At 40.4% G+C, this 26,773-nt stretch carries 22 protein-coding genes and 1 tRNA gene; 9 read left to right on the top strand and 14 right to left on the bottom strand.

Features of this window, described 5'->3' with window-relative positions:
* Window positions 1-2 precede the first annotated feature (2 nt).
* Genes F2A31_RS00950 through F2A31_RS00940 form a run of 3 tightly spaced genes read right to left on the bottom strand, consistent with a single transcriptional unit; the run spans window position 3 to window position 4,182 of the window.
* A complete protein-coding gene (locus F2A31_RS00950) occupies window positions 3-719 on the bottom strand; it encodes a hypothetical protein (protein WP_150024799.1) in 717 nt (238 codons plus the stop codon).
* A complete protein-coding gene (locus F2A31_RS00945; RefSeq protein ID WP_150024798.1) occupies window positions 720-1,802 on the bottom strand; it encodes a hypothetical protein in 1,083 nt (360 codons plus the stop codon).
* The gene (locus tag F2A31_RS00940; protein ID WP_171490544.1) at window positions 1,792-4,182 is read right to left on the bottom strand and encodes a sensor histidine kinase; all 2,391 of its coding nucleotides are present in this window, start codon (window positions 4,180-4,182) and stop codon (window positions 1,792-1,794) included. Before F2A31_RS00940 ends, F2A31_RS00945 begins: the two co-directional genes overlap by 11 nt.
* Window positions 4,183-4,354: 172 nt before the next feature.
* On the opposite strand from F2A31_RS00940, the gene F2A31_RS00935 reads away from it, so the two are divergent.
* Window positions 4,355-4,430: transfer RNA gene (locus F2A31_RS00935), tRNA-Thr, on the top strand.
* 49 nt (window positions 4,431-4,479) lie between these two features.
* Here the strand turns inward: F2A31_RS00935 and F2A31_RS00930 are convergent.
* The 3 genes from F2A31_RS00930 to F2A31_RS00920 form a co-directional block, all read right to left on the bottom strand.
* A complete protein-coding gene (locus F2A31_RS00930) occupies window positions 4,480-5,307 on the bottom strand; it encodes an SAM-dependent methyltransferase (protein WP_150024796.1) in 828 nt (275 codons plus the stop codon).
* 1 nt (window position 5,308) lies between these two features.
* Window positions 5,309-6,607: an FAD-dependent oxidoreductase gene (locus F2A31_RS00925; RefSeq protein ID WP_150024795.1), complete on the bottom strand. Its 1,299-nt coding sequence runs from the start codon at window positions 6,605-6,607 to the stop codon at window positions 5,309-5,311.
* A 435-nt stretch (window positions 6,608-7,042) separates the two neighbouring features.
* The gene (locus tag F2A31_RS00920) at window positions 7,043-7,903 is read right to left on the bottom strand and encodes a pirin family protein (RefSeq protein ID WP_150024794.1); all 861 of its coding nucleotides are present in this window, start codon (window positions 7,901-7,903) and stop codon (window positions 7,043-7,045) included.
* Window positions 7,904-8,212: 309 nt separating this feature from the next.
* Between F2A31_RS00920 and ycaC the strand changes: the two genes are divergently transcribed.
* Together ycaC and F2A31_RS00910 are read left to right on the top strand one after the other, a co-directional pair.
* The gene (gene ycaC, locus F2A31_RS00915) at window positions 8,213-8,839 is read left to right on the top strand and encodes an isochorismate family cysteine hydrolase YcaC (protein ID WP_150024793.1); all 627 of its coding nucleotides are present in this window, start codon (window positions 8,213-8,215) and stop codon (window positions 8,837-8,839) included.
* Between the two features lie 29 nt (window positions 8,840-8,868).
* On the top strand, window positions 8,869-9,843 hold the full coding sequence (locus tag F2A31_RS00910; RefSeq protein WP_171490543.1) for a LysR substrate-binding domain-containing protein: 975 nt from the start codon (window positions 8,869-8,871) through the stop codon (window positions 9,841-9,843).
* Window positions 9,844-9,907: 64 nt separating this feature from the next.
* Here the strand turns inward: F2A31_RS00910 and F2A31_RS00905 are convergent, their stop codons facing one another.
* Together F2A31_RS00905 and gabT are read right to left on the bottom strand one after the other, a co-directional pair.
* Window positions 9,908-11,356: an NAD-dependent succinate-semialdehyde dehydrogenase gene (locus F2A31_RS00905; protein ID WP_150024792.1), complete on the bottom strand. Its 1,449-nt coding sequence runs from the start codon at window positions 11,354-11,356 to the stop codon at window positions 9,908-9,910.
* Window positions 11,353-12,645 (bottom strand): 4-aminobutyrate--2-oxoglutarate transaminase, encoded by a 1,293-nt coding sequence (gene gabT, locus F2A31_RS00900; RefSeq protein ID WP_150024791.1) that lies wholly within the window; start codon window positions 12,643-12,645, stop codon window positions 11,353-11,355. Before gabT ends, F2A31_RS00905 begins: the two co-directional genes overlap by 4 nt.
* A 154-nt stretch (window positions 12,646-12,799) precedes the next feature.
* On the opposite strand from gabT, the gene pdxR reads away from it, so the two are divergent.
* A complete protein-coding gene (gene pdxR, locus F2A31_RS00895; protein WP_075314457.1) occupies window positions 12,800-14,302 on the top strand; it encodes a MocR-like pyridoxine biosynthesis transcription factor PdxR in 1,503 nt (500 codons plus the stop codon).
* Window positions 14,303-14,358: 56 nt separating this feature from the next.
* Here the strand turns inward: pdxR and F2A31_RS00890 are convergent, their stop codons facing one another.
* The 4 genes from F2A31_RS00890 to F2A31_RS00870 form a co-directional block, all read right to left on the bottom strand.
* A complete protein-coding gene (locus F2A31_RS00890) occupies window positions 14,359-15,792 on the bottom strand; it encodes an amino acid permease (protein ID WP_150024790.1) in 1,434 nt (477 codons plus the stop codon).
* Between the two features lie 402 nt (window positions 15,793-16,194).
* Complete coding sequence (gene ssb, locus F2A31_RS00880) at window positions 16,195-16,764, bottom strand: single-stranded DNA-binding protein (RefSeq protein WP_150024788.1); 570 nt, start codon at window positions 16,762-16,764, stop codon at window positions 16,195-16,197.
* Between the two features lie 51 nt (window positions 16,765-16,815).
* Window positions 16,816-18,180: an MFS transporter gene (locus F2A31_RS00875; protein ID WP_150024787.1), complete on the bottom strand. Its 1,365-nt coding sequence runs from the start codon at window positions 18,178-18,180 to the stop codon at window positions 16,816-16,818.
* A gap of 131 nt (window positions 18,181-18,311) precedes the next feature.
* A complete protein-coding gene (locus F2A31_RS00870) occupies window positions 18,312-19,394 on the bottom strand; it encodes a DUF475 domain-containing protein (RefSeq protein ID WP_113996552.1) in 1,083 nt (360 codons plus the stop codon).
* Between the two features lie 172 nt (window positions 19,395-19,566).
* Here F2A31_RS00870 and tenA point away from each other — a divergent pair, with 172 nt between their 5' ends.
* The 3 genes from tenA to F2A31_RS00855 all read left to right on the top strand — a co-directional run bounded on the left by tenA (window position 19,567) and on the right by F2A31_RS00855 (window position 21,582).
* Window positions 19,567-20,241 carry a thiaminase II gene (gene tenA, locus F2A31_RS00865; RefSeq protein WP_150024786.1) on the top strand — a complete coding sequence of 225 codons (675 nt, stop codon included), beginning with the start codon at window positions 19,567-19,569 and terminating at the stop codon, window positions 20,239-20,241.
* A gap of 66 nt (window positions 20,242-20,307) precedes the next feature.
* Window positions 20,308-20,679 carry a MerR family transcriptional regulator gene (locus F2A31_RS00860; RefSeq protein WP_150024785.1) on the top strand — a complete coding sequence of 124 codons (372 nt, stop codon included), beginning with the start codon at window positions 20,308-20,310 and terminating at the stop codon, window positions 20,677-20,679.
* Between the two features lie 102 nt (window positions 20,680-20,781).
* Complete coding sequence (locus F2A31_RS00855; RefSeq protein ID WP_150024784.1) at window positions 20,782-21,582, top strand: SDR family NAD(P)-dependent oxidoreductase; 801 nt, start codon at window positions 20,782-20,784, stop codon at window positions 21,580-21,582.
* Window positions 21,583-21,808: 226 nt separating this feature from the next.
* Here the strand turns inward: F2A31_RS00855 and F2A31_RS00850 are convergent, their stop codons facing one another.
* Entirely contained in the window at window positions 21,809-22,162 is a 354-nt protein-coding gene (locus F2A31_RS00850) for a DUF1304 domain-containing protein (RefSeq protein ID WP_150024783.1), read from the bottom strand.
* Window positions 22,163-22,217: 55 nt separating this feature from the next.
* The gene (locus F2A31_RS00845; protein ID WP_150024782.1) at window positions 22,218-22,790 is read right to left on the bottom strand and encodes a DUF2939 domain-containing protein; all 573 of its coding nucleotides are present in this window, start codon (window positions 22,788-22,790) and stop codon (window positions 22,218-22,220) included.
* A gap of 259 nt (window positions 22,791-23,049) precedes the next feature.
* Between F2A31_RS00845 and uvrA the strand changes: the two genes are divergently transcribed.
* Together uvrA and F2A31_RS00835 are read left to right on the top strand one after the other, a co-directional pair.
* Window positions 23,050-25,881: an excinuclease ABC subunit UvrA gene (gene uvrA / locus F2A31_RS00840; protein ID WP_075314447.1), complete on the top strand. Its 2,832-nt coding sequence runs from the start codon at window positions 23,050-23,052 to the stop codon at window positions 25,879-25,881.
* A 68-nt stretch (window positions 25,882-25,949) separates the two neighbouring features.
* A complete protein-coding gene (locus F2A31_RS00835; RefSeq protein ID WP_150024781.1) occupies window positions 25,950-26,762 on the top strand; it encodes a DUF7946 domain-containing protein in 813 nt (270 codons plus the stop codon).
* The last annotated feature ends 11 nt before the right edge of the window (window positions 26,763-26,773 follow it).

Genomic DNA, 26,773 nt, shown 5'->3' with positions numbered 1-26,773 from the left:
AATCACACAGCGAGCGGAAATACTTTCCCGATATTAAAGTCTTGATGTTTACATCCTTCTTTAAAAGCCTGAAAATATGGATCAAACATTCGTTGCTTTGCTCGCGCCAAAATATCTTGATACTCAGTATCTGCAAACAAATATTCCAGAAATGGAAAATCTTTCTTACCAAAAAAATTACATATTACAAAATGTATAGCTAGAAAAATGTCCATAGGAGGATGCGGAAGTCTCGGAGCACCTAAAAGCAATAACTGACCTGTATTTAATCCTTCAGCACGATGCCCTCCTGCTTGAAAATGATAGCTAGGGTGGGTATGGTTATGTGTACCGAGACCCGTAGGCGGTATATCTTTATCAAGATGCCAACAGTTCAAATATTCACCATTACTTGAGTATCCCATGATTACAAGTTGAAGACTGTAATGATTGATGATGTCTCTATCATTTGGATCTATCGTTAAATCAATGTCACATAAACAATCAATGTATATACTTAAAGACTGGACTTCTGATGGAATTGTACCAGAAGTCTTCTTATGCATTCGAAGCTCGATATCTTTTATTTCTAATCGATTAGAATTTGAGTATTGAAATTGATATGAAACGTTATGCAAAATACCTAAACCGTTATAAATGATATCTGATTGATCATAACGCCCTACAACCTCTACAAATTTAACTAAGTCTTTGCAGTATTGTTCTTTTTCCCAAGGCATTTATTTACCTCTCATTTTTTGTGATAAACGATTTCGATCCTGCTCTTTTATTTTTTTTAAGATTTTCTGATCTACATTATCAATTAGGAATTCAAAAGAATAATATTTGCTTTCTAACCAAGGAGATACATCTGTATCTTTTATAATTTCAAAACCATCTATCGGATCTAAAGGTTGTTTTAAATTTCCAGAACAGATTGTCCAGTAACGACTACTACACGAAAACTCAGATTGATCTATGGCGTTAAGATTGAAATTAAACTTTTCACCAATTAACTTATGACGCTCTTTCGCAGTCAGTCTTCGCAAGGAAGTTGCTGTAGGAAAGTTTTTACTCCACCAAATATCAATCCCCTGTGCCCACCAACGCTCATATGTTTTGCTATATAAACCTGTATATTTGAATTCATCTATTTCTTTTAATAATTTATCCCAATCTTGAGAGTCTACGGTCACCCCTAACCTAGCTGCCAGAACATCAGGGCCTATTAAAATACCGATAGGCTTAACTAGAGATGAGAGTAAAAGGCCTGACATCATAAAAGCATCATTTTGATACTTATCCATTACTAATAATTCTAATAATCGTCTATCTAATCGTGGTTGTAGTTGCTCAGGCATATCAAGTAAATCACTAATGACTCCATCCTGAGAATAAATCTTTGTCTTTAGATCTTTATACCCATCTATTAACTCTTTCATTAAATTAGAATATTTTTTTATTTTTTTAGTGAAAATTTCTTTTTCTACCGCAAAATCAAATAAATCAAAGCTAGTATAATCACGGTAATACGAATGAATTTCTGTTTCACTAGAAATAAGGACTATGGGTAAGCTCTCACCCTTCTCTACTACTTGGCTTCTGAAGAATTGAGCAAATGGAGGAGCATTAAATTTACTAACCCCAGCATAGAGACGAAAGTCCATTAATATTAAATCTGCTTCAACATTTTTAATTTGAATTAATGTATCTTCAAAGTTATTCAGTGGTTTAACATGCTCTACTTTTAAGCCTTGTTCTTCAATTTCCTCTATAATGGAATCAGGTACGAGATCCTCTAAATAGACAATTTTATAATCCATAATCTGTTAACTCTTTCTCGCTTGCTTTAGGTACTTCAACTCGAATACACGTTGAAAATTCAGCTTTTGCTGAAACAACCTCAACGCTTCCCCTATGAGACTTTACAATGTCTTTGACTATTTTCAATCCTAACCCTGTCCCTACTACCTCGTTACTTGCCTCAATCGCATCTAATGAAATAACTGCAGTAGTAGTAAAAAATTCATTAAAAATAAGTTCTTCATTTCCTTCTTTAATACCATCGCCATTATCTGAAAATTCTAAGTAAATACGACCATCCTCTTCACCACATTCTATTAAAATTTTCCCATCAACTCCTTGTCTAGCAATAGCCTTCTTTGAGTTGGTATAAAAATTAAATAGAATTGAAGACCATTCCGATGGATGCATAGACTTCGTGAACAAAAATATGTTATTGAATTTAGGTGTCAAAATTTCAATATCAAGTCTTTTAGCATCATGCTGCATAGATGAAATAAACGAATTAACCACATTCCGAATATTCAAAGGGGCTAATTCTCGAACAAGATTAGCTGAGACTACTGTATTAAAATAAGCTGTATAATTATGAAATGATTCAAAATTCTTTTTTAGGATTTCAACTCTTTTTAAATAAGGGTTTTGATCATCGGAATGACTCAACTCTCTAATTAAGAAGTTGATATCACTTTGAATATTATCCATATAGTATTTAATTTCATGGATAAACTGAGATACTGTAATACCCACACTACTTAAAACTCTAAGCATTGCACGCTCTTGAATTATTTTTTTAACCTCTTCCTCATGGGCAGCTTTTAGACCAGACAAATCTTTTTTCAACTTTTTTACAGCACGCCGTCTAGAAGCCTTTTTCTCTTCCCCTTCAAACTCTTTATCTAACTCTTCTAAGCTAAGTGCAATATTTCTTATACGTAATTCTACATCATTCCATGCATTCCCATCTTTTTTCTGAGAGGCTACTACTTTTGTTCCACGTAATGCCCCAATCCTTGCTACTGCTGTAACCAATGCTCTATGAACAAAATTTTTTAGCTCCCGAACACTAGCATTATCAATTAATCCCTCTCGGCTTGAAGTTTCATTAAATATATTTTCAGGATCAGCTAATTCTACAAAGCCATAAAAGTTATTATTACCATGTGGAATTAAGATAACTCTACGACGAACTGACTCATCCAATCTTAGCCAATCATCTCCTTGCTCACCATAAGGTAATACCCTGAATCCATTACGATATAATTTGATACCCCCTTCTCGTGCCAATCTACTCCTGATACTTGTAGAATGAAGTTTACTAATAAGGCTTGACTCAAAAATAAAATAAAATACTTTGAATTTCACTCCACGAATATTGGGGAAAATAGACTGATTATCATCCTGACCATATCCTATTTGTAATTTTTCATTTGTTATCTTAAGCTTTTTACTCTGTATATTCACCCAACCACAGCCTGCCTCATCTATTTCGCCACTTAATACGGCTACAGCATGTTGATACAGCATAATATTATTATCAGCGATTTTCTGTTTTCTACCTTGGTTTACTTCCAAAAAATCAACTACAAACTTATCTTTTTCTTCTTCAATTTCTAATGTATCATCCATAGGAAATATTGGAGTAATTATGTCAGAAACATAACGATAAACTCTTTGAATTGAGGCACTACTCCAACGATCACGTAATCTTTCTATTGTTAAAATAGTACCTTTCTCTTTAATTTTTGGAATAACTTCTAAAGTATTTTCCACTGTAAATAAATTTCCATCTCTATTATAGTCATCCCAATTAATTACGAGCTTTAGTGCATTATCATTATTTTTAATTTGCGTGATAATTGTAAGCTTTCGACCTAATCTTTGTACTGAAAATCGCCCAATACCTTTTTGCCCTGCCCGTTGTCTATTAAAAATTGGAGATCTTGGTTCATGAATTTTGGAAGTTGATGAAACTCGCATGAAACCATGAACTAACTCTTCACGACTCATACCCTGCCCATCATCCTCAATAATAAGAGTTCCACCTATATCTTTAGAATCGCAAAATTCAAGGGTCACATTTTGAGCATCTGCATCGTACGAGTTTTTAACCAATTCAGAAACGGCAGTTTCCTGCCTAGCTACCAACTCTTGCCCTAATCTATCAATTACTCCTGCATCTACAGAAAATCTAACTTTGCTTTCATCTGTATTAGCAAGTTTATGAGTTAAAGATAAAATTTGAGAATTATCTAATTCTTCTGCTTCTAGGCACTCTAATAGTTGTTTCTTTAACTCATCAACGTTCATTTTTTTACCCACCAACTCTTTATTATTTAAATAAAAATTAAAATAAAGTAGGTATTCTACATCATTTTTCTTATATCCTGTCAAAGCCATAAAAATAAAGGAGCAAAAGCTCCCATTACTCGCGCTCTTCCAACTTAGATTCAATCCACTGACAGATTGTCCTCGCCCCCTACACATCACAACTAAATTCAACCCAATCCAGCCAATTGCTCATTTTTTCGCTTGTCTTTTTAGCTAGATTAGGTAAAATGCTCGCCACGTTGCCGGCATAGCTCAGTTGGTAGAGCAACTGACTTGTAATCAGTAGGTCCACAGTTCGAATCCGTGTGCCGGCACCATCAAATTCAAAAAAGGCTTAAACTTTCAAGTTTAAGCCTTTTTTATTGTCTAACTTTTCACTGCACTGATTTGAGCATAACGTACCAAACCATCTCTGTAGAGTTTTCGGCACAGCTTGGCAGTCATATTGATTTTCAACTGAGCAAAGTCCAATGCTTTTTTGTCGATTTGCTGCATTTCAATATATCGCGCAAAACCATCTAATACAGCTTCGGAAAAGTCCTGAATTTTGACCTGACTCAAACCACGTCGCTCCAAAGTTTGCACAAGCTGTGGTTCATTCATTAAATGCTGCCAATCAACATCCGCCCCTTTTAACAACAAACGATATTGTTGCTTTTGCATATAGGAACACTGTTGCCAAGCGTCAGACCACATTAAATAGTGAAAAACAACACGACCTTTTGAATTTAAAACGGGAATGACTGAATCTAGAAATGAATTCAAATGACTGTGATACGCCGCATCAATGCAGATCACGGCATCAAATGAATTTAAAAAATGAAGTGTGTTTAAATTCAAAAAAGATTGGCAATAACTTTCAACCTGCGGCAAGTTTTTTTGAATTCGTCCAATACAGGCGGCTTGTAATTCAATTGCACAGAGCTGTTCGACGTGATAACGCTTGAGCCAATGCAACACACTCGCACCTTGCCCACAGCCGAGATCTAAAACACGATCCTGCTGTTGCAGTTGGATCGATCCTGCGGCTTGATCAGCGAGACTTTGGCATGCGAGTGGATAATCATCATATTGGCCTTGCCAATATCCTAAATTACTCCAAGCAAGCGTGGCATCATCACCGAGTCGTTTGGCATCAATGGCATACTTATGCCCAATGATTTTTTCAATCCATGCCTGCTTGAAGCGGGTCATCTTAGTAACCGAGTTCAGGTGCAACTTTAACTTTAGGTTTAAGCCCAACAAAAGGTAACGGCGCACCCAAGATTTCAGAGATATGCATCGCCGAAGTCACCGCTGATTCCAAGATTGGCAGACCATCACATGACCAAGAACCACAGTAGAAAACTTTACGATTTTGGTCTAAATGACGTTGCTGAATTTGCTTATTCAACGCCACCGTTTCTGAGTCCACCACCGCACGAGTAAGTTTTACTTTAGAAATAATTTTCTTTGGATCAATATCAATCACAGGACACCATGTTTGGAACACGGCATTTTTACCCACCAAAGTCGGTTCAATCGCGTTGATCCACACCGTAAACTGCTGACGAGTAAATTTACGATCCATCATATAGCTCAATACCGCCCAGTCTTTACGGCGTGGTGGCATGACCACAGGATCGGTATGAATCACCAAATCCCCTTGTTCAAATCTAAATTTCTTTAACAAGGCAATATCTTCAGCAAATTGTGGCTGTTTCAAGAAATTTTCAATCGCAGGGGTTGGTGTGGCGATCACCACACGATCGAAGCATTGACTCTGACCGAGTGCATTTTCTACCAAAATCTTGTCGCCTTGCTCTTCAACTTTCTCAACCGCAGCGCCACTATGGATCTCGATCCCCTCAATCAAGCGACTGACCAAAGCTGGCGTTCCGCCTTTCATTCGCAATAACGCTTCGCCTTCGGTCAATTGGCGAATAAACTCTAATAAAGGTTTTGCTGGCCATTCTCCAATGGTTTTTGGATGGCAGGTGCAAATAGTATAGAGAACCGGCATGACCGTTCCATGCCAAAACACTTCTTCAATATGGTACTGGTTCATAAATTCAGCAAGCGTAATGTCTTGATTCTCAGATTTAAAAAACTGATTCACCGCTGTTTTGAGCTGTAACATTCCTTTGACCAAACGCCAGCCATATTGCTGAATACCTTTACGGTTATTAATAATCGGAAAATTACCAATACGGCTACGAGAGGTCGTCAACCATGTATCTGTTCTGTCTTCAAATAACCAACTGCACGCCATAAAAGTACGAACTGGAAAGGTTTCAATACCTAAGTATGTGGCCAAACTTAACGTGTTTTTCCAAAGCTTTGGATTCATCACACGCAATGGAGCATCAATGATACCGCCATCAAAATCTATACTATGACTATCCATACCCCGACCTGAGAGTGCTTCGAAGATCGTTACTTTATGTCCTGCATCATGTAGGATTCTGGCTGCAGCAAGCCCTGCCATTCCACTGCCAATAATTGCAATATCCAAAATTATGTCCCATCAGTTGATGATTTTTATTGATTATGACCGATCATTAACCCAAACACCTTATTAAAAAATACCAGATTCAGCATTTAAGTCAGACTTTTCTCTAAATATTTTAGCTTACTACAGTTACATTTTATCACAATTCATTTTATAGACATAAACAACTGAAATTATTAAAGAAATCTCACAAAAAAGTCAAAAATATACAGATCCTTCTATATTTTTCCATATTTTAGCTTCGAAAGGCTTTGCAAAGTGCAAAATTCAGGCTATTCTGTTTGTACAACAATGAGAACTGAGTCACATAATAAGCTGTATAATTATAAGTGACCTAACATTAAAAAAATCAATAGAGAACGTTATAGCCGAAGCCCATAACTCTAGCGGAGTTATGGGCTTTCTTATATAAACAATTGATACCTAAAACAATATAGATTACATCACGCCAAATTTACCACTATTGAAATCATGTATCGCTTCGGCAATCTCAGTTTTACTGTTCATAACGAATGGTCCATAACCTTCAATCGGTTCATTGAGTGGCTGACCCGTTAAAATCAAGAATTTACTGTCCTGTTCAGCTTTGATTGAAAAATCAATTTCTTCTCGGCTAAGCACCACTAAACTTGGCGATTGTATCTGTTGTACTTCATTTAAAGTCACCTCACCTGCAAGTAACACCAACAAGGTTGTATGGCCTTCAGTCACATAAAAATGATGTTGCTGACCTTCAACAATTGTCCCATCCCAAACATTGACTGGACTGAATGTCGTTGCAGCGCCTTGGGTGTCTTGATATTGCCCAGCAATCACACGTAACTCACTGCCCACATCATCAAGTGCAATACGTTGAATCTGTGCAGCATCAATTGCTTGATACTTGGCAGGGGTCATTTTGGAATGAGCAGGTAAATTTACCCAAAGCTGTACCATTTCAAATAGACCACCTTGCTCAGCAAAGGCTGGTGAATGAAATTCTTGATGCAAAATCCCACCACCTGCGGTCATCCATTGCACATCACCTGCTTTGATGGTACCACCACCGCCAGCAGAATCTTTATGCGTCACCTCACCTTGATAAGCAATCGTTACCGTTTCGAAGCCACGATGTGGATGAGTACCCACGCCATGCTGAGCTGTGGTCGGTTCAAAGCGATACGGTGCAGCATAATCTAATAGCAAAAATGGGCTAATGCTTTGTCCTAAACGATCATAGGAAAATAGGTTATAGACAGGAAAACCGTCACCTACCCAGTGCATATGTTTATTTTGGAACACACCAAGAATCTTTTTCATCTATGTACTCCTATAACGTAGAAGTTCTGATCTTGGTTTTTATTTTACGCTGCTGTTTTGAAGGCTTATAGCACCAGTTTGACAACACATTATTCTATATACGGGACAATCCCTGCGATAATATAGGGGATAATTCCAGTAATTGTATCTTATCAAACCAACCTCAATCTTAATCATCCCATTTTTAGTATTGTTTATCCTATTTTTTAGACTTCATTCGGCTTGGTAATTTCACTAGCATTATTCTCAGAGATACCAATAGAGCGTTTTACGCTTGTATTTAACTTACAACAACATGAGGATACAACAATGGCTCAAGACTATATTCGACTAGATAAAGATAATGCAGCAGTGCTTTTAGTCGACCATCAAACAGGTTTACTTTCACTGGTTCGCGATATCGATCCAGATAAATTTAAGAATAATGTATTAGCATTAGCAGATGCTGCAAAATACTTCAATTTACCAACCATCTTAACCACAAGCTTTGAAAATGGTCCAAATGGCCCACTGGTTCCTGAGCTTAAAGAAATGTTCCCTGATGCACCTTATATTGCCCGTCCAGGCCAAATCAATGCATGGGACAATGAAGACTTTGTCAAAGCTGTTAAAGCAACAGGTAAAAAACAACTGATTATTGCAGGTGTCGTGACTGAAGTCTGTGTCGCATTCCCAACACTTTCAGCACTTGCAGAAGAGTTTGAAGTGTTTGTGATTACCGATGCTTCTGGTACATTTAATGCATTAACTCGTGACGCAGCTTGGGATCGTATGTCTAAAGCAGGCGCTCAATTAATGACATGGTTTGGTATGGCGTGTGAACTACATCGTGACTGGCGTAATGATATTGAAGGTTTAGGTGCCTTGTTCTCCAATCACATTCCTGATTATCGCAACCTGATCAATAGCTATAATCAAAATACATCACAAAAATAAAATACTCGCTGAAGATTAGAATCGTGCATATGATTCTAATCTTCTCTCGATATAGGACTACATCGACCTTGATCAACTCATTTGATGATTTTCATTATTTCTATCTCGTGGTGAAACACGGTGGCTTTAGTGCTGCCAGTGAAGCAGAACACATTAGTAAATCAAAGCTCAGTCGTCGGATCATTGAGTTAGAAAATAAATTTAATGTCAGCCTCATTCAACGCACCACTCGCCACTTTAAAGTAACAGAACTCGGACAAGAGTTTTATGAAGAGTGTTGCAAAGTGATTGCACAAGTTGAATGTGCTGAAAGTGTCTTACTCAAACAAAAAAGTGAACCTCAAGGTTTGGTTAAAATCAGTTGTCCACCATTGATGATGCATTTCCAAATCCGCCGGTTATTAAATGAGTTTCTAAAAACCTACCCCAAAGTCGAAATTGCCTTAGAACTAACTAGCCGTCGTGTTGATCTCATGCATGATGATATTGATATTGCAATAAGAACCAGCTTTGAACCCAACGAAGACTCGAGCCTAATCGTTCGTGATGTGATCCGCACTGAACACTGTCTCGTTGCAGCACCTGAACTTTTGCAGGGACAACACATCCAGCATTATTCAGAATTATCACATTATCCAAGTGTGGCTTTGGGGATCCAAAAAAGCCAATACTTCTGGCATTTATGTCATATAAACAGTGATAAAACGGTTGATGTTCCCTATACACCTCGCGTCAGAAGCAATGATCTTGCAGGGGTATATTATGCTGTTAGTGATGGACTAGGTATCGCAGATTTGCCTTACTTAACCGTGCAAGCCGATATCGAAAAAGGTAAATTGATTCATATCTTACCCGAATGGAAATCTAATCGAGGTACAGTGCAACTGGTTTATGCATCACGCAAAGGACAACGTTTAGTGGTTGAAAAACTGATTGATACTTTAATCGAAAATTTAAGACGTCTGCCTGAAAGCCAACACCAACATGGCTATCTCTCGACTTAAAAAAACGGTCATGAATGGGCATGACCGTTTTTTTAACAAGTTTGAGTATTTATATAGCTAGGGTTTACTCAGATAGATCCACACAGAGATATTTCATTTCCAGATACTCCTCAATGCCGAATTTTGAACCTTCACGACCTAAGCCTGATTGTTTGACACCACCAAATGGCGCAACTTCATTTGAAATCGCGCCCGTATTAATGCCAACCATGCCATATTCAAGCGCTTCGCCAACACGCCATTGACGAGCTGTGCTTTGAGTAAATACATAGGCAGCTAAACCAAACTCAGTGTCATTTGCCATTGCCACTGCTTCATCTTCAGTGTTGAAACGGAACAATGGTGCCAGTGGACCAAAAGTTTCTTCTCTCGACACTTTCATGTCTTGGGTTACGCCCGTTAATACAGTCGGTTCAAAGAAAGTACCACCGAGTGCTGAACGCTGACCACCGATACGCACTGTCGCACCTTTTGAAGTCGCATCAGCAATATGTGACTGAACTTTGGCAATCGCATCTTCATCGATCAATGGGCCCTGGGTGGAAGCTTCCTCACGACCATCACCGACTTGTAGCTTGGATACGGCTTCGACTAAACGATCTGCCAAGGCATCGTAAATACCATCTTGCACATAAATACGATTCGCACAGACGCAAGTCTGACCACTATTGCGATATTTGCTCGCCATAATGCCCTGAACGGCTTGATCGAGATTGGCATCATCAAACACCAACACAGGCGCATTACCACCCAATTCGAGCGATAGCTTCTTAATGGTTGGCGCACATTGCTGCATCAAGATACGACCCACTTGGGTTGAACCTGTGAAGCTTAGCTTACGCACAATATCGCTCTCGCACAGGGTTTTGCCGACTTCAATCGCATCACCGCTGATATTTAACAAAATATCGGCAGGCAACCCTGCTTGCAAAGCCAATACTTCCAGTGCATAAGCGGTCAAAGGGGTTTGTTCAGCGGGTTTGACCAACATCGAACATCCCGCAGCAATTGCTGGTGCAGCTTTGCGCGTGATCATCGCCGCAGGGAAATTCCACGGCGTGATCGCAGCCGTTACCCCAATCGCTTGTTTAATCACAAGCAAACGTTGATTTGGCAATGTTGGCGTTAACACCTCACCATCGATACGACGAGCTTGCTCTGCAAACCAACGGATGAATGAAGCCGCGTAACCAATTTCACCTCGTGCTTCAGCCAACGGTTTGCCTTGCTCGGCAGTTAAAATCTGAGCAAGATTTTCTTTATGCTCAAGCATCAACTGATACCACGCCAAAAGCACATCAGCTCGAACTAAAGCAGTTTGCTTTTTCCATGCGGCTTGGGCTTGGGCTGAACGCTGAATCGCGGCTTCAACACCTGCACGGTCATAGCTTTTTACCCATGCCAGTGTTTCGCCGGTCGCAGCATCTTTCACTTCGATATCATTATGAGCTGCTGGCGCAGCGAATGAAATATCGGGGTGCTGTAATAAATACTGCAAATTGTTTTGAATCATGCAGATTGCTCCACTGTTTGTGCACTGTCTGCTGTTAATGCTGCAAAACCTTGTTTTAAAATATCGAGACCTTGACGGAATTGCTCAGCAGGAATGGTTAACGGATATAGGAAACGAATGACATTACCGTATTTACCACAAGTGAGAATCAATAAACCATGTTCCATTGCATAAGTTTGTACTGCTTTTGCTTGCTCTGCTGTTTCTAGCTCGGCAGCGACCATTGAACCCAAAGCACGAATTTGAGTAACAACTTCGCCGGAAGCCTGTTGAATTTCTTTTAAAACAGTAACCAATGCTGCACCCAGTTGATTGGCACGCTCACATAAATTTTCTTCTTCGATTGCATCAATCACCGCATGCGCAGCAGCAACTGCGATTGGACTACCTGCATACGTTCCCCCTAAACCACCTGGGTTTGGCGCATCCATCACCTCAGCACGTCCCACTACACCTGAGATTGGGAAACCACCACCCAAGCTTTTCGCCATCGTGATCAAATCGGCTTTGGTTTCATAATGATTCATGGCAAATAATTTGCCTGTACGGGCAAAACCAGATTGCACTTCATCAGCGACCAATAAAATACCGTGCTTATCACACAAAGCACGTAAGCGCTTTAAGAATTCGGCAGGTACAACGTTAAAACCGCCTTCACCTTGTACAGGTTCAAGCACAATTGCCGCGACATCATGTGGGGCAATATCTTCGCTAAAAATATCTTCAACACTTTCAATCGCTGCTGCAACCGAGATGCCTTTTTCTGGTACTGGATAACGCGCATGAAATACACCTGCCGGCATCACACCAAAGTCACGTTTATAAGGTGCTGTTTTACCTGTCATTGCCATAGTCATAAATGAACGACCATGAAAGCCATTGCCAAAAGTAATGATACCGTGACGACCTGTGTATGAACGTGCAATCTTCACTGCATTTTCAACAGCTTCTGCACCTGTGGTGAAAATTGCCGTTTTCGCTGCACCTGCGATCGGCGCACGTTGATTAATGCGTTCAGCCAAAGCCACATAACTCTCATAAGGCGTAACTTGATAAGCGGTATGGGTAAATTTAGTCAGTTGCTCTGTTACGGCAGCGATCACTTTCGGATGACGATGGCCTGTATTGAGTACCGCAATCCCCCCTGCAAAGTCGATGTATGGTTTACCTTCTTTATCCCAAATCGTTGCATTTTCAGCTTTTTCTGCATACCACTGACACATCACACCGACACCACGTGGCGTTGCTTGCTGTTTACGTATATTCAGTGCAGAATGTTGAGCGTCCATTTGATTCCCTCATATTTCATCATCAGTTACAGCTTTGGTCTTACATCCTAGGAGTCGATTTTTGGGATGCGATACAATGGCTGCCTATAGCTGTAATTTCGCTCGTCTGATGGCAAGTGACGAGAGCCATTTTTAAACTGTAGGAGAGAGCCAATTGCGTAGCTTACTTGGAGATCATTTACTGCAAAGACTCCAACAAGACACTGAAGGGAAACTACATCAACGTCTTTTCCGTTGTCTGCGTGCTGCAATTATGGATGGTGTGATCCAACCTATGACGCGTCTACCTGCGTCACGTGATTTAGCTAGCGAAATTCATGTCTCTCGAAATACCGTATTGAGTGCTTATGAACAGTTGCAAGCGGAAGGTTATTTAGAAGCACGCACGGGACATGGCACTTGGGTCGCTGAAAAACTGCCTGAAACTTTTTTAAACAGCAGAAATAAAAATAAGAAGGCTGAAATAGCTCATATTGAAAGCTCTTATGCTTTATCACAGCGTGGCTCAAACTTATTGGGTTATGCAGCAGCTTCACCCCATCAATGGGGAGCGTTTGTGCCGGGCGCACCCGATGTAACTGAGTTTCCCCACCATATCTTTAGTCGCATTCAAGCACGTTTGAGTCGTGAACCTGATGTCAATCGACTGATTTATAGCAATGCAGGGGGATGTATTGAGCTCAGGAGCGCATTGGCAGATTATTTAAAAGTCGCACGCTCTGTGCAATGCGATGCGGATCAGATCATAATCACTGAGGGTATTCACCAAGCCATTGATTTAGTATCTCGCGCGCTCAGCGATATCGGGGATCGTGTTTGGATCGAAGATCCAGCCTATTGGGGCATGCGCAACACGCTCAGGATCAACGGTCTGGATATTCAACCGATGCCTGTCGATGCAGAAGGTATTATTCCTGAAAATAACCCGACCCAGCCACCAAAGCTGATCTTTGTGACACCCTCACACCAATATCCATTGGGTTCCCATCTCAGTTTGGATCGACGTCGACAGTTGATTCAGATTGCACGCCAGCACAACAGTTGGATCGTGGAAGATGATTATGACAGTGAATTTCGATTTTCTGGGCAACCTTATCCAGCCCTGCAAGGCTTAGAACATAATGCCCCCGTGTTATATATGGGCACCTTTAGTAAAACCATTTATCCCTCATTGAGGATCGGTTATCTGGTAGTGCCTAAACCACTATTTTCACCCTTACGTATCGTTGCGGCAGAACTCTATCGTGGCGGACATTTACTGGAACAAAAAGCTTTAGCCGAATTTATTCGTGAAGGTCATTATGAAGCGCATATTCGACGTATGCGCCTATTGTATGGCAAACGTCGGGATTATTTGGTGAGCTTGATTCAACGTTATCTAGGTGCTGAGTTTTTACATGAATACGATGAGGCTGCGGGCTTACATCTGGTTTTAAAACTCCCCGATTATTGTGATGATGTCGCGATTGCAGCAACTGCGTTGGAACGTGGAGTCAAAGTTCGTCCCCTGTCCCAATACTATATGCAGTCCCATGCTCATGCACAACGCGGTTTGCTCATGGGCTTTGCCTGTGTTAATGAAAAAGACATGGTGATGGCGTTTGGAGTCTTGCTGCAATGTCTACGTGAAGCAAAAGTGCCGACGCTTTCCGCATAAATTCAATAAAAAAGAACCTCAACATGAGGTTCTTCAATTCGCTTCAAGGTTTCGGATTAAAGCGATGGCTTTTCTTGAATCATTTCACTTTGTGCGTTTTTGCCCCAGTTGAATTTCTGAACCAGAAAACCTACTGCCACAATGAATAAGGCCAATAATGAAGTGTAGGTCACTTCTTTAAAATATGTACCATCAATCAACATGGTAATGATCGAACCAATGATCGCGAAAATCACCAAGTAGGTCAGCCAAGGGAATAGCCACATTTTAAAATCAATTTTGGCCCCTTCAGCTTCAAGTTTTTTACGCATCCGTAGCTGTGAAAAAGCAATGGTCAAATACACATACAACGCTGCCGTACCCGTTGCAAGCATGAAAATGTCATACACATTCATACTCTCTGTTGCGGTCAAAAAAGTTGCGAACAAGGCAAATAAACATGATGCAATTACACCAATGCCCGGACTGCCTTTTTTATTTAAATAACCAAAACTTTTGGGTGCATCGCCCCGTTTAGATAATGAAAATAGCATCCGTGAACAGGTATACAAAGCGGAGTTAAAGCAGCTACACACCGAAGTCAGCACCACGAAACTCACAATATGACGTGCTTCTGGGACGCCCAAAGCACTCAAAGTTACACTATAGGTTCCCCATGTCGGGTCTTTTAACAACGGGTTGTTATAGGGAATCAAACATACGGTAATCAACATAGACCCCACATAGAACAGCATAATTCGCCATACAATCGAGTTGGATGCTTTGCGGATTTCCTTAGATGGATTTTTCGACTCTGCAGCGGCAACGGTGACGATTTCAGCCCCAATATAGGCAAACATCACCCCAAGTAAAGCGGTGATCACAGAGGAAAAACCATTGGGCATAAAGCCTTGTGCGGTGAGATTGCCTACACCTGCAGCAGATCCCTCTCCCCAAGGCCAGAGGTGCATAATGGCTAAACTACCGATCACTAAAAAGATCACAATCGCAATGACTTTAATCAATGCAAACCAAAATTCAAACTCACCATAATTCTTAACGTTTTGTAAGTTGATCCAAACCAGGGACCCAATCACCAACAGCATATAGCCCCAAATTGGGATAAAGGGAAACCAGTTATTCAAAATTTTTCCTGCAACATAGGCCTCCCATCCCATGAGTAATGCCCATGAACACCAATATAGCCAACCGATGGTAAATCCCGCCCAGCGACCAATGGCACGATCAGCATAGGTTGAAAAGGAGCCACTGTCAGGGTTTTGAACCGCCATTTCCCCTAACATACGCATAATAAATAAAACCAGTAACCCACCTAGGGCATAAGCCAAAACAGCCGCAGGTCCAGCGGAGTAAATCACATTGCCCGAACCGATAAATAATGATCCACCAATCACGCCTGCAATAGAGATCATGGTCAAATGTCGTGATTGCAATCCATGTTTTAAATTTTGGGAGAGATTGGCTTCAGAACCGTGTTGATGTGCTGCCATATCATTTTCCTTAACCTATTGGGGATATTTGCAACCTGAGAAAGACTCATCTCAATGCCCCATATATCCCTTAAAATGGTGTTGTTCAAACCTGCTCTCCTCAAATAAAAGAAAGGACGAATGAACAACGTTTCCGTATGCATACTTGCTATGGCTTTAATTTGTCGTTTCGGCCCCGAAGAAACGAGAGCCATTTTTAGAATAAAAGAGAGAGCCAATTGTAAAAATTATGCACAATTTTGGCGAGTTTGATGATCAACTCGGTCTAAGTCGCGATCAGTGAATGATCTTTTTTATAAGAGTTTATATGAGGAATAAAGTTGTTGTCATGACATAACAAAAGCCCCTCTCCAATCGCTGAAAAGGGGCTTTTTGAAAAACTTGTTCAGTAAATCTTACAAGTTAGAACGGTAAATCATCATCTAAATCCGCAGGTGCTGTTGCAGCAGGCTGTGGTGCTTTAGGTGAATTAAAACCATTTCCAGCTTGTGGACTACCTGCATAATTACCCTGTTGGAAACCACCATTATTTTGGCCATAACCGCCTTGGTTTTGAGCATTAGAATTCTGGTAACCACCGCCTTGATTATTGTTAAAGCGTGGTTGATTGAAATCACCACCACTTTGCTCACCCTGTTGACGGGAATCAAGCATTTGCATCTGATCGCCACGAATTTCAGTGCTGTAACGTTCTTGACCATTTTGGTCAGTCCACTGACGGGTACGTAACGAACCTTCGATATACACCTTAGAACCTTTACGAAGGTATTGCTGTGCAATTTCACCTAAACGGTTGTGCAATACAATACGATGCCACTCTGTTTGCTCTTTACGTTCGCCTGTATTTTTATCCGTCCACGATTCACTTGTTGCAATCGAGAACTGTGTTAGCGAGCCACCATTCGGAAAAGTTTTTGTTTCAGGATCACGACCCAAAGTACCGACTAAAATAACCTTATTCACACCACGCATTAGCTGTCTTCATCCTATGTATTTCTGTGTTTTACTTTATAAGAGTTATGCTCAAATGGCTAGCTCTTTCCCCAACAGGTGCGTTAAATCTTGTCGCGCAGAAGCATCTAAACACTGTTTATCGACCTTAATATAAGCAACTTGCTGATCAGGCATCACCACGACTTCTTCAATACCACGAATTGCCAAGAGTTTTGAAGTCCACTCATCCGTTTCTTGAATTTCAGGTAGTGAAAATACCACCGAAGTTAAATAACGCGGCTGAGCAAGACGAAAACTAATGAACAGCCATAGTATAGCAATGACCGTAAGCACACTCCAACCCAATGCAGTATTCTGTAACATGATCAATTGACCACCCAAAATACCACCACTAAATGCCCCTAAAAATTGGGCACTGGCATTGATCCCCATAGCAGTGGCTTTGGATTGTAAGGGAGCTGATTTAGACAGCCATGAAGGCAACAAAGCTTCCATGACATTAAACGCAATAAAGAAGATTCCTAAACCTGCGAGTAATACATATTTTGACTCATAACCAAAAATCAAAATAAATAAACCAACGATAATCCCTGCAATTGCGGAGAGAAAAATACCGCGCATTTTACGATACTTCTCTGCCACGATAATGCTTGGAAATGCAAAGAACAGACTAATCAGCAGCAAGGGTAAATAGACCCAGCCATGTTGTGATAATGGAATTTGGGCATACTCAATCAGCTGCGAAGGTGCATAGATAAACATTGCGGTTAATAGCAAATGTAAGGCAAATACAGAAATATGCAGTCGATTCAGGTCGGCCATCTGAATCACTTGTTTGAGTTGAGGCAAATAACCTTGCTGGAAATTGCGATGATGACGTGTAACTTTCGGAACCAGTAAGAGCATGACAATTGCAATCAAGCCCATTAAGGTGGTCACCCAGAATAAACCTGAAATCCCCACCAAACTGGTCAACCAAGGTCCTAAACTAAAGGCAACCACAAAGGATAAACCAATACTCATGCCCATAATCGCCATGGCTTTGGTTCGTTGCTCTTCACGCGTAACATCTGCCAACAGTGCCATCACCACAGCCGAAACAGCCCCAGCCCCTGCGATCGCACGACCAATAATCACACCATAAATGGTTTCAGACATCGCCGCAATCGCCCCACCTAAGGCAAAAAGTAATAACCCAAGAACCACTAACGGCTTACGACTAAAGCGATCCGCAAGCAGACTAAATGGAATCTGTAACAGTGCCTGAGTCAGCCCATATACTCCGACAGCCAAACCAATCAATGCAGGCGTTGCATATTGATAAGACTGCCCTGCAACTGCAAATACAGGGATAATCATGAACAGGCCCAACATGCGTAAGGCAAAAATGCTACTTAAGGCAAAAGTTGAACGACGTTCTAAAGCATTCATCATTTTAAGACACTAAAACTGGCTGAACGGATTATAAGCCATCCGCTCACAAAGCGTTGAAAAAAACATAACCAAAAAACAAAAAGGGACGTTGCCGTCCCTCGTGATCTTAATCGTTTGAACTGAACTCAAACTTAAGAAAGCTGCTGCTGTCGCTTACTATATTGTATCGAAGCGATCACCGCCCAAACAATAAAGGCAACACCAATCAAACCTGTCACAACTTCTGGTACATGTAAACCTGTACCACTTGCAATCATAATAAATGCTAAAGCACCAATGGCATAATGCGCTCCATGCTCCAAGAAGATATAAGCATCCAACGTGCCTTTTTCGACTAAATAAATGGTCATCGAACGGACAAACATTGCACCAATTGCAAGACCCAGCATAATAATGACCACATCACTGGTGATCGCAAATGCACCAATCACACCATCAAAGCTGAACGATGCATCGAGGACTTCCAAGTACAAGAAACCACCAATACCCGCTTTTACCACACCCTTTGCTGCACCATCTGCGCCCTGTGTCACTGCATTGCCATCCTCATCCACCTCAGGCTCTCCACCCAATAAGTGACTGAGAACTTTCACACCGATGTATACCACGATGCCCCAGATACCCGCCATAGTCACCACCAAACGCTTTGCTTCGTCCACATGTGCAGCCATTACTAACATTGCCACCAACGCAATGAAAACCGACATGGCAGGCACACTGGCTAAATGCGCCAGTTTGGATTCAATCCAACGGAACCAATGGGTCTCTTTCTCATCATCAAAAAAGAAGTTTAAAAACACCATGAGTAAGAATGTTCCACCAAAGGCTGCGATCTCAGGATGGTGCTCCATCAGACGTTCAGAATAGGACTTCGGATCATTGAGCGCCAATTTCACCACTTCCATCATGCCCATATCAGCAGTGACAGCAACGATCAAAATCGGGAAAATTAAACGCATGCCGAATACAGCAACCAGAATACCAACGGTGAGGAACAACATCTTCCAGAAGTGATCCCAATTGCGGAGAACAGATGCATTGACCACGGCATTATCAAAAGACAAAGAAACTTCCATAATCGCCAAAATGACGGTGATGGTGAGTGCCTTTAACATGGTTGAAATGCCAGCTTCTGGGCCATGGGTATAACCCCAATAAGCAGACAGTGCTAAACACACAATGGTGAAGAATATGGAAAAACGGAAATGCTTCATGAGCTGCCTTTTAGACAAAATTATTGGGTCATAAAAATGTGTCTATTGTAGGCGAGTTTTGAACGAAAGATAGAAAAGATTGTTGAACTTGTTTGCAGATTCAAACCGAATAAAATCGACTTCTGTTATAGTTTGAATAAAATTTATTATTATCGTTTTACAGGCTCATTTCATGGCATTTTCACAAGCGCTTTGGCAACAAAACCACGATTTATACAAAAAAATATTAGCTCTTCCCTTCAATCAAGAACTAGCAGCGGGCACATTAGATCCAAAAGCATTTTGCCACTATGTGATTCAGGACGCGCATTATTTATTGGCGTATGGTCGTGCACTCGCAATCGCTGCAGCTAAAGCCTATGATGCCGATGATGTGATTCAATTTTCCGAAGCTGCAAAGATTGCCATCATTGTTGAACGTAGCTTGCACAATGATTTTATGCAGGAATTTCACATTAGCAAAACCGAGTTTGAAAGCACACCATTGACATTGGCTTGCCATCATTACACCTCTTTCTTGACCGCCACTGCATGGTCAGAAAGTTATCCTGTGGTTTTGGCCGCCTTACTGCCTTGTTTTTGGATCTATGCCGAAGTTGGTAAGGATATTGTCAATCAATCCGTCGCCAACAACCCCTACCAAGCATGGATTGATACCTATGCAGGTGAAGAATTTAATATCGCCGTTGCGAATGTGATTGCGACCGTGGATAAAGTTGCCGCGTGTTGCGATCAAGATACTTTAGCGAAGATGCATGCGGCCTATACCATGGGCGCAAAACTCGAATGGTTGTTTTGGGACAGCGCTTATCAGCAACGCCAATGGTTAGGTTTAGATCATATTTAAAACTTCGAAAGAATCGGTCAGATGGTTCAATACTCTGATCGATTTTGAATAAAATGCGAGACAGATATGTATATCGGCGAATTAGCATCTTTAACTGGAGCTACTCCTAAAGCCATTCGGTATTATGAAAAATTAGGCTTGCTCCCTGTGGCAAAAAGAAAGGGGAATTATCGTATTTATGAAGCGATTGATGTTCAATCAGTCAAGATGATTCGTCTCGCGCAAGCAGTTGGATTTAGCCTTTCCGAGCTGTATGATCTTTCAGCTTTAAAATATAAAAACAAGCACTTTCCTATCGAAGTTGCACAACAACTTATTCAAAAAAAGAATCAACAAATTATTGAGCAGAAAGAAGAGTTAAACCGTTTACAAGAAAAACTAAAGCAACTTGAAGATGAGATTACTCATACTTATATCACTAATAAGATTTCAGCTTAAATAGCGTATTAAAAGCTAGAAATATCTTTCCAAATAAACGCTTGACTCTGCCCTTAGGGTCAAGGTTTATCGTAATGACTCCTTTTATTTCGGGTCAATAAGATGAGTGCTAATCTCACTAAATTTAAAAATTCAACAGCTTTAATTACTGGAGCATCCTCAGGGATAGGCAAAGCCTATGCACGAAAGTTTGCGTCTTTAGGGATTCACTTAATTTTAACTGCGCGCTCCGCGCAAAAGTTGCATGATTTAGCTGACGAACTTAGAAAGAAATATAACGTAAATATTGAAGTTATCGTTTTAGACTTAGCTCAACCCAACTCCACCCAAATACTATTCGATGAGATACAAGCAAGGGAATTATCAGTCGAGATTTTAATCAATAATGCAGGATTTGGAAAATGGACTAAATTTTTAGATCAACCCGTTTCTACCTATCAAGAAATGATAACGCTTAATATCAGCAGCGTAACGTCTTTATGCTATTTATTCTTGCCCCAGATGCTTGCAAACAAAAAAGGCCTTATGATTAATATTTCATCTACTGGTGCTTTCCAACCACTCCCCTATATTGCTGTTTATGGAGCAACCAAATCTTATGTGTTGCAATTTACAGAAGCACTGGCAGGAGAATATGCATCTTCTGGTGTTAAATTTTTAGCTGTTTGCCCTGGTAACACCGAAACAAACTTTACTCAGGTGGCAAAGGCTAATACCAGCGGTATGAAAAGCTCGACAGTTGATGATGTTGTATCTGCAACAGTTGCTGCATTAGATAAAAATAAACCAACGATTGTTGTAGGGTGTAGCAATTATTTAATGTCTCAACTACCCCGCATACTTTCTAGAAAAAAGATGATCAATTTAGTTGAAGGTATGCTCAGAACCCGTATTATTGAATAGTCATAAAGATAGCTCATTTTTAAAAGATTAAGAGTTTCTCTTAATCTTTTAATGCTGAAACAACTGCTAACCGTAAATTAAACCTACATGATAAAATGCCTTACTTTTCGATGAAATCGAAATGATGAGAACATCTCTCAGCCCCCAATATACATTTTAAAATAACGCTCACATACGCTTATTCTATCCAGCAATAAATAAATTAAATTGCCATATTGTGCGTTTTTTAGAGAAAATTAACCGCAATTAAAGCAACCAAAGCTGGCAGCGCTTGGATATAGATAATCTTCTTACTAGCAGTCAACCCACCATAAATTCCAGCCACCAACACACAAGCTAAAAAGAAATTCGCCAAAGGCAATGCATAGCTGTCAGGTGCATACAATGACCAAAATAAACCTGCGGCAAGGAAACCATTATAAAGCCCCTGATTTTGTGCCAGTACCTTGGTGAGCTGTGCTTTTTCAGGCGTATTCCCAAATGCTTTCAAACCTGCTGGTTTATCCCACAAGAACATTTCCAACACTAAGATATAAACATGTAATAGACCAATCAATGCAATTAAAATATTTGCTAGCATGTTTTTCGATTCCTTATTCTGCTCATCCTATGATTGAGATGAATGTAGCACTGATCTAGCGATTTTGCTCGATCGGCAATTGGATTTGTGTGACTTTCCAGCTCAAGCCCGTTCTTTGCAAGATAATTTTGGTCGGAAAACGATTGTGTGGATGCTGAATTTCCACAGCGAATTGATTGAAAGACTGGTAACGACCTTTATAGCTTGCTTTTTCAGCGTGAGTTGAAGAGGTCGATTCAGATGAAGGAGGTGTTTGAAAGTCTGAGTTTGCTTGCAGTGGCAAACTGTCTTTGAGCTGCTTACCTTGCATGAGCATGGCCACTCCTTGTGGTGACACCATAACATCCACTACTTTATCCAGCATTGATGAAGCTAAAATTGCCCCGAATGCAGCGAGTCCTCGCTCAGAAGAAGGCGCTTGAGGCATATCTTGCAACATTTGTGCATTGACCTGATCTTTTAAACTCTGGCGTACACTTGGAAAATCAATATGACTGGCCAAGGCTGCACTATCCTCTTGTTCAATCGCTTGACGAATTTGATAAATCGTTAAATAAGGTGAAGCAAATAAATAACCGAAGACCAATAACACCAGCATAATGCTGAACATCTTAAATTTTTGTGACATCTTATCCTCAGCAATGAACAGTTTTTTTACTCAATGGTCTGTAAAACTCACAGATAAACACTTGGGCAATATAAAAATTTCATGTTAAAACATTAGGCACATCATTTATCCGACACAAACTGACGCTTAAAATCGTTTTGTTACAGCTTGAACAATTTTAAATCGCTATTATATAGAGGGTTTGAGGAAACTTCACAGATCCTAGTAGGAATGAAGATTACACTCCCTATTTCAATTTCCACATTACTGAGATGTATTTATGAGTCAAAGTCATATCCGTATTCGAGGCGCACGTACCCATAATTTAAAAAATGTGTCACTCGATATTCCACGTGACAAGTTTGTGGTGATTACGGGACTTTCAGGCTCAGGAAAGTCATCCTTAGCATTTGATACCTTATATGCTGAAGGTCAGCGTCGCTATGTTGAATCACTTTCAGCCTATGCACGTCAATTCCTTTCGCAAATGGAAAAGCCTGAAGTTGATTCAATCGAAGGTTTATCTCCTGCAATTGCGATTGAACAAAAATCGACGAGTCATAACCCACGTTCAACTGTCGGAACGATTACCGAAATTTATGACTATTTGCGCTTACTCTATGCGCGTGTCGGTACACCTTATTGTCCTGAACATGATTTGCCGATGGTCGCGCAAACCGTTTCGGAAATGGTCGATGCGGTAAAATCGCTTGAAGAAGGTACAGCACTGATGTTGCTCGCACCTGTCGTTCGTGAACGTAAAGGTGAATACAGCAACTTATTTGAGCAACTACAAAGCCAAGGTTTTGTACGCGCACGTGTCGATGGCGAAATCATTGATATTGATACCCCACCTGAATTAGACAAAAAGAAAAAACATACCATCGAAGTCGTCGTCGACCGTTTCAAAGTACGTGATGATCTTGGCAATCGAATTGCTGAATCTTTTGAAACGGCTTTACGTTTAGGTGGCGATATTGCGATTTTATCGTGGATGAATGGCGAACATCCTGAACGTGTCTTTTCAGCGAAACACTCTTGTCCTGAATGTGACCGTGCGGTTGCTGAACTCGAGCCTCGTTTGTTCTCATTTAACAATCCTTTTGGTGCTTGCCCTGTCTGCGATGGTTTAGGGACGCGTAGTCATTTCAGCGCCGACAAACTTATCCCAAACCCAGAAGTATCGATCAGCCAAGGTGCAATTCGTGGTTGGGACAGACAGCGTCCGTATTACTATACGATGCTTCAAAAAGTCGCAGATCATTTCGATATTCCACTCGATACCCCGTGGAATCAACTGGATAAAGAGACACAAAAGAAATTCTTACAAGGTACAGGCAAAGAAAAAATCGACCTCAGTTATATTGATGAACGTGGTCGTAAACATAACCGTGTGCAGCCTTTTGAAGGAATCTTGCCACATTTGGAACGCCGCTATCGTGAGACTGAATCGAATTATGTTCGAGATGACTTAGCTCAATACTTATCTAATGCCGCTTGTGATGCCTGTGGTGGTTCTCGTCTCAATGAAATCTCGCGTCATGTTCGCGTCAAAGACAAAACCATTGCTGAAATTACCAAGATGTCGATTGGTGATGCTGAAAGTTATTATCAAGACCTCAATCTTGAGGGGGCTAAAGGCGAAATCGCCGATAAAATCTTTAAAGAAATTCGTGAGCGTTTACACTTTTTGGTGAGTGTTGGACTCAATTATTTAAGTTTGGCGCGTTCAGCTGAAACCCTTTCAGGCGGTGAAGCACAACGTATTCGTCTCGCTTCGCAAATCGGTGCAGGCTTGATGGGCGTGATGTATGTGCTTGACGAACCATCGATTGGTCTACATCAACGTGATAATGATCGCCTACTACAAACACTGATTCGCTTACGTGATTTGGGCAATACCGTGCTGGTCGTTGAGCATGATGAAGATGCGATTCGTGCTGCAGACCATATTATTGATATCGGACCTGGTGCAGGGATTCACGGTGGTGCGATCATCGCCGAAGGAACCTATGACGAATTGGCAAGCCATGCCGACTCGCTTACAGGTCAATATCTTTCAGGCAAATTAAAAATTGCAGTACCGAAACAACGTACTCAATCACCACGTCCTGATGAAGTGATTAAGCTTTCAGGCGCAAGCGGACATAATCTTAGAAATGTCGATTTGACCATTCCTTTAGGCATTATGACCTGTGTCACCGGCGTTTCAGGTTCAGGAAAGTCAACCTTAATTAACCGTACTTTATTACCTTTAGCAGCCACTCAACTCAATGGTGCAACCACTCTTACCGCAGAAAAGTTTGATTCAATTGATGGTTTGCAACACTTGGATAAAGTGGTCGATATTGACCAAAGTCCAATTGGCCGTACACCACGTTCGAATCCAGCAACCTATACCGGTTTATTTACCCCGATTCGTGAGTTATTTGCGCAAACGCCAGAGGCCAAAGCACGTGGTTATAGCGCAGGTCGTTTCTCGTTTAACGTAAAAGGTGGACGCTGTGAGGCATGTGAAGGCGATGGCATGATCAAGGTTGCAATGCACTTCCTGCCGGATATGTATGTGCCTTGTGATGCCTGCCACGGCAAGCGTTATAATCGTGAAACGCTGGAAGTGGGGTATAAAGGTAAAAATATCTCTGATGTGTTAGAAATGACCGTAGAAGATGCAGCGGAATTCTTTAGTGCAATTCCTGTGATTCATCGTCGTCTAGAAACCCTGACTCAAGTGGGTCTTGGTTATATTCGTTTGGGTCAAGCCGCAACAACCCTTTCAGGTGGTGAGGCTCAACGCGTGAAATTAGCGCGTGAGTTAGCAAAACGTGATACGGGTAAAACCTTATATATCCTAGATGAGCCAACCACAGGTTTACATTTCCATGATATTGCCAAGTTACTCGATATCTTGCATGAGCTACGTAATAAGGGTAATACCATTGTGGTGATTGAGCATAATCTGGATGTGATCAAAACTGCCGATTGGGTGATTGATCTAGGCCCTGAAGGTGGTTCTGGAGGTGGTCAAATTATTGCAGAAGGTACACCTGAGCAAGTCGCTGAGGTTGAAATCTCACATACAGGTAAGTTCTTAAAACCGATGTTGAAATAGTATCTTTTGTTAAAACTAAGTTTATGTTACAAATATAGATATTATAGTTCTGTAACATAAACTTTAAAATGACCAATAAACCTAAAAAAGAAATCCTTAAAATTAAACTTAAATATGAAAATGGTGATGCAGATAATCATCATTTAGATTTATACGATGCATCTATCTCATTTCAAGGTTTTTCAAAAGCAATAGCTATAACGGCACATGCTTTTCTTAATAAAGGAGAAATTCGTACAAAAGGAAATACTATGAGTGGGGGACGTATATTTTTAGAAACATCAAAACAAGGTAGTTTTGAACAGTTAATTTCTATTGTTTATGAAAACCCTATCTATTCAGGACTAGCTGCAACTGCTTTATGGGAGGCTATAAAATATACTTGGAATCGTGTAATGAATATTGATTACTCTACTACAAATAAAAAAATTATTGAGAGAATAGAGCCTTATTTTGATGATCTAGAAGTTGCATTAGAAACTCCATTATTTGAGGCTCATAGACCAATCCGTACTGATGAAAATATTAGAATTAATATATCCTCCCCTAGAAAAGAAGGTAGTATCAATTTAAATAGACAATCTCTACAAAGTGTAGAGATACAAAAATCAAATAAGATTATTGATAATATCCAAGGTAATGTTACTCGTTATAATAATATTACCCATGTAGGGAAATTTTTTGACGAATCATTAGACCATACTATTTCATTTAATGCTGAAAGTTTATCACAATCAGAGAAAGAAATATTAAGTTGGTCCTTACATGAATCAAATGGTGATCCTAAAAATGGAAAAATTGCTTTATCGGCATTACCAACATACAGCGCAAAAAAGAAACTAAAAAGATATACATTTACCCATGTCGAAAAGATAATTTGATTGAAATCCTA

This window comes from Acinetobacter suaedae, from assembly GCF_008630915.1.
In the GTDB taxonomy this organism is placed as follows: domain Bacteria; phylum Pseudomonadota; class Gammaproteobacteria; order Pseudomonadales; family Moraxellaceae; genus Acinetobacter; species Acinetobacter suaedae.
The sequence above is the reverse complement of the archived record's forward strand: the minus strand, read 5'-3'. Positions and strand labels throughout refer to the sequence as shown.

Bases quoted from the DNA above. Each gene is read 5' to 3' on its own strand.
- ssb (WP_150024788.1), bottom strand. From the start codon at position 16,764: ATGCGTGGTGTGAATAAGGTTATTTTAGTCGGTACTTTGGGTCGTGAT.
- F2A31_RS00940 (WP_171490544.1), bottom strand. From the start codon at position 4,182: ATGGCTTTGACAGGATATAAGAAAAATGATGTAGAATACCTACTTTAT.
- F2A31_RS00920 (WP_150024794.1), bottom strand. From the start codon at position 7,903: ATGAAAAAGATTCTTGGTGTGTTCCAAAATAAACATATGCACTGGGTA.
- gabT (WP_150024791.1), bottom strand. From the start codon at position 12,645: ATGGACGCTCAACATTCTGCACTGAATATACGTAAACAGCAAGCAACG.
- F2A31_RS00870 (WP_113996552.1), bottom strand. From the start codon at position 19,394: ATGAAGCATTTCCGTTTTTCCATATTCTTCACCATTGTGTGTTTAGCA.
- F2A31_RS00950 (WP_150024799.1), bottom strand. From the start codon at position 719: ATGCCTTGGGAAAAAGAACAATACTGCAAAGACTTAGTTAAATTTGTA.
- F2A31_RS00875 (WP_150024787.1), bottom strand. From the start codon at position 18,180: ATGATGAATGCTTTAGAACGTCGTTCAACTTTTGCCTTAAGTAGCATT.
- F2A31_RS00850 (WP_150024783.1), bottom strand. From the start codon at position 22,162: ATGCTAGCAAATATTTTAATTGCATTGATTGGTCTATTACATGTTTAT.
- uvrA (WP_075314447.1), top strand. From the start codon at position 23,050: ATGAGTCAAAGTCATATCCGTATTCGAGGCGCACGTACCCATAATTTA.
- F2A31_RS00860 (WP_150024785.1), top strand. From the start codon at position 20,308: ATGTATATCGGCGAATTAGCATCTTTAACTGGAGCTACTCCTAAAGCC.
- F2A31_RS00930 (WP_150024796.1), bottom strand. From the start codon at position 5,307: ATGACCCGCTTCAAGCAGGCATGGATTGAAAAAATCATTGGGCATAAG.
- F2A31_RS00835 (WP_150024781.1), top strand. From the start codon at position 25,950: ATGACCAATAAACCTAAAAAAGAAATCCTTAAAATTAAACTTAAATAT.
- F2A31_RS00905 (WP_150024792.1), bottom strand. From the start codon at position 11,356: ATGATTCAAAACAATTTGCAGTATTTATTACAGCACCCCGATATTTCA.
- F2A31_RS00890 (WP_150024790.1), bottom strand. From the start codon at position 15,792: ATGGCAGCACATCAACACGGTTCTGAAGCCAATCTCTCCCAAAATTTA.
- F2A31_RS00845 (WP_150024782.1), bottom strand. From the start codon at position 22,790: ATGTCACAAAAATTTAAGATGTTCAGCATTATGCTGGTGTTATTGGTC.
- F2A31_RS00910 (WP_171490543.1), top strand. From the start codon at position 8,869: ATGATTCTAATCTTCTCTCGATATAGGACTACATCGACCTTGATCAAC.
- ycaC (WP_150024793.1), top strand. From the start codon at position 8,213: ATGGCTCAAGACTATATTCGACTAGATAAAGATAATGCAGCAGTGCTT.
- F2A31_RS00945 (WP_150024798.1), bottom strand. From the start codon at position 1,802: ATGGATTATAAAATTGTCTATTTAGAGGATCTCGTACCTGATTCCATT.
- tenA (WP_150024786.1), top strand. From the start codon at position 19,567: ATGGCATTTTCACAAGCGCTTTGGCAACAAAACCACGATTTATACAAA.
- F2A31_RS00855 (WP_150024784.1), top strand. From the start codon at position 20,782: ATGAGTGCTAATCTCACTAAATTTAAAAATTCAACAGCTTTAATTACT.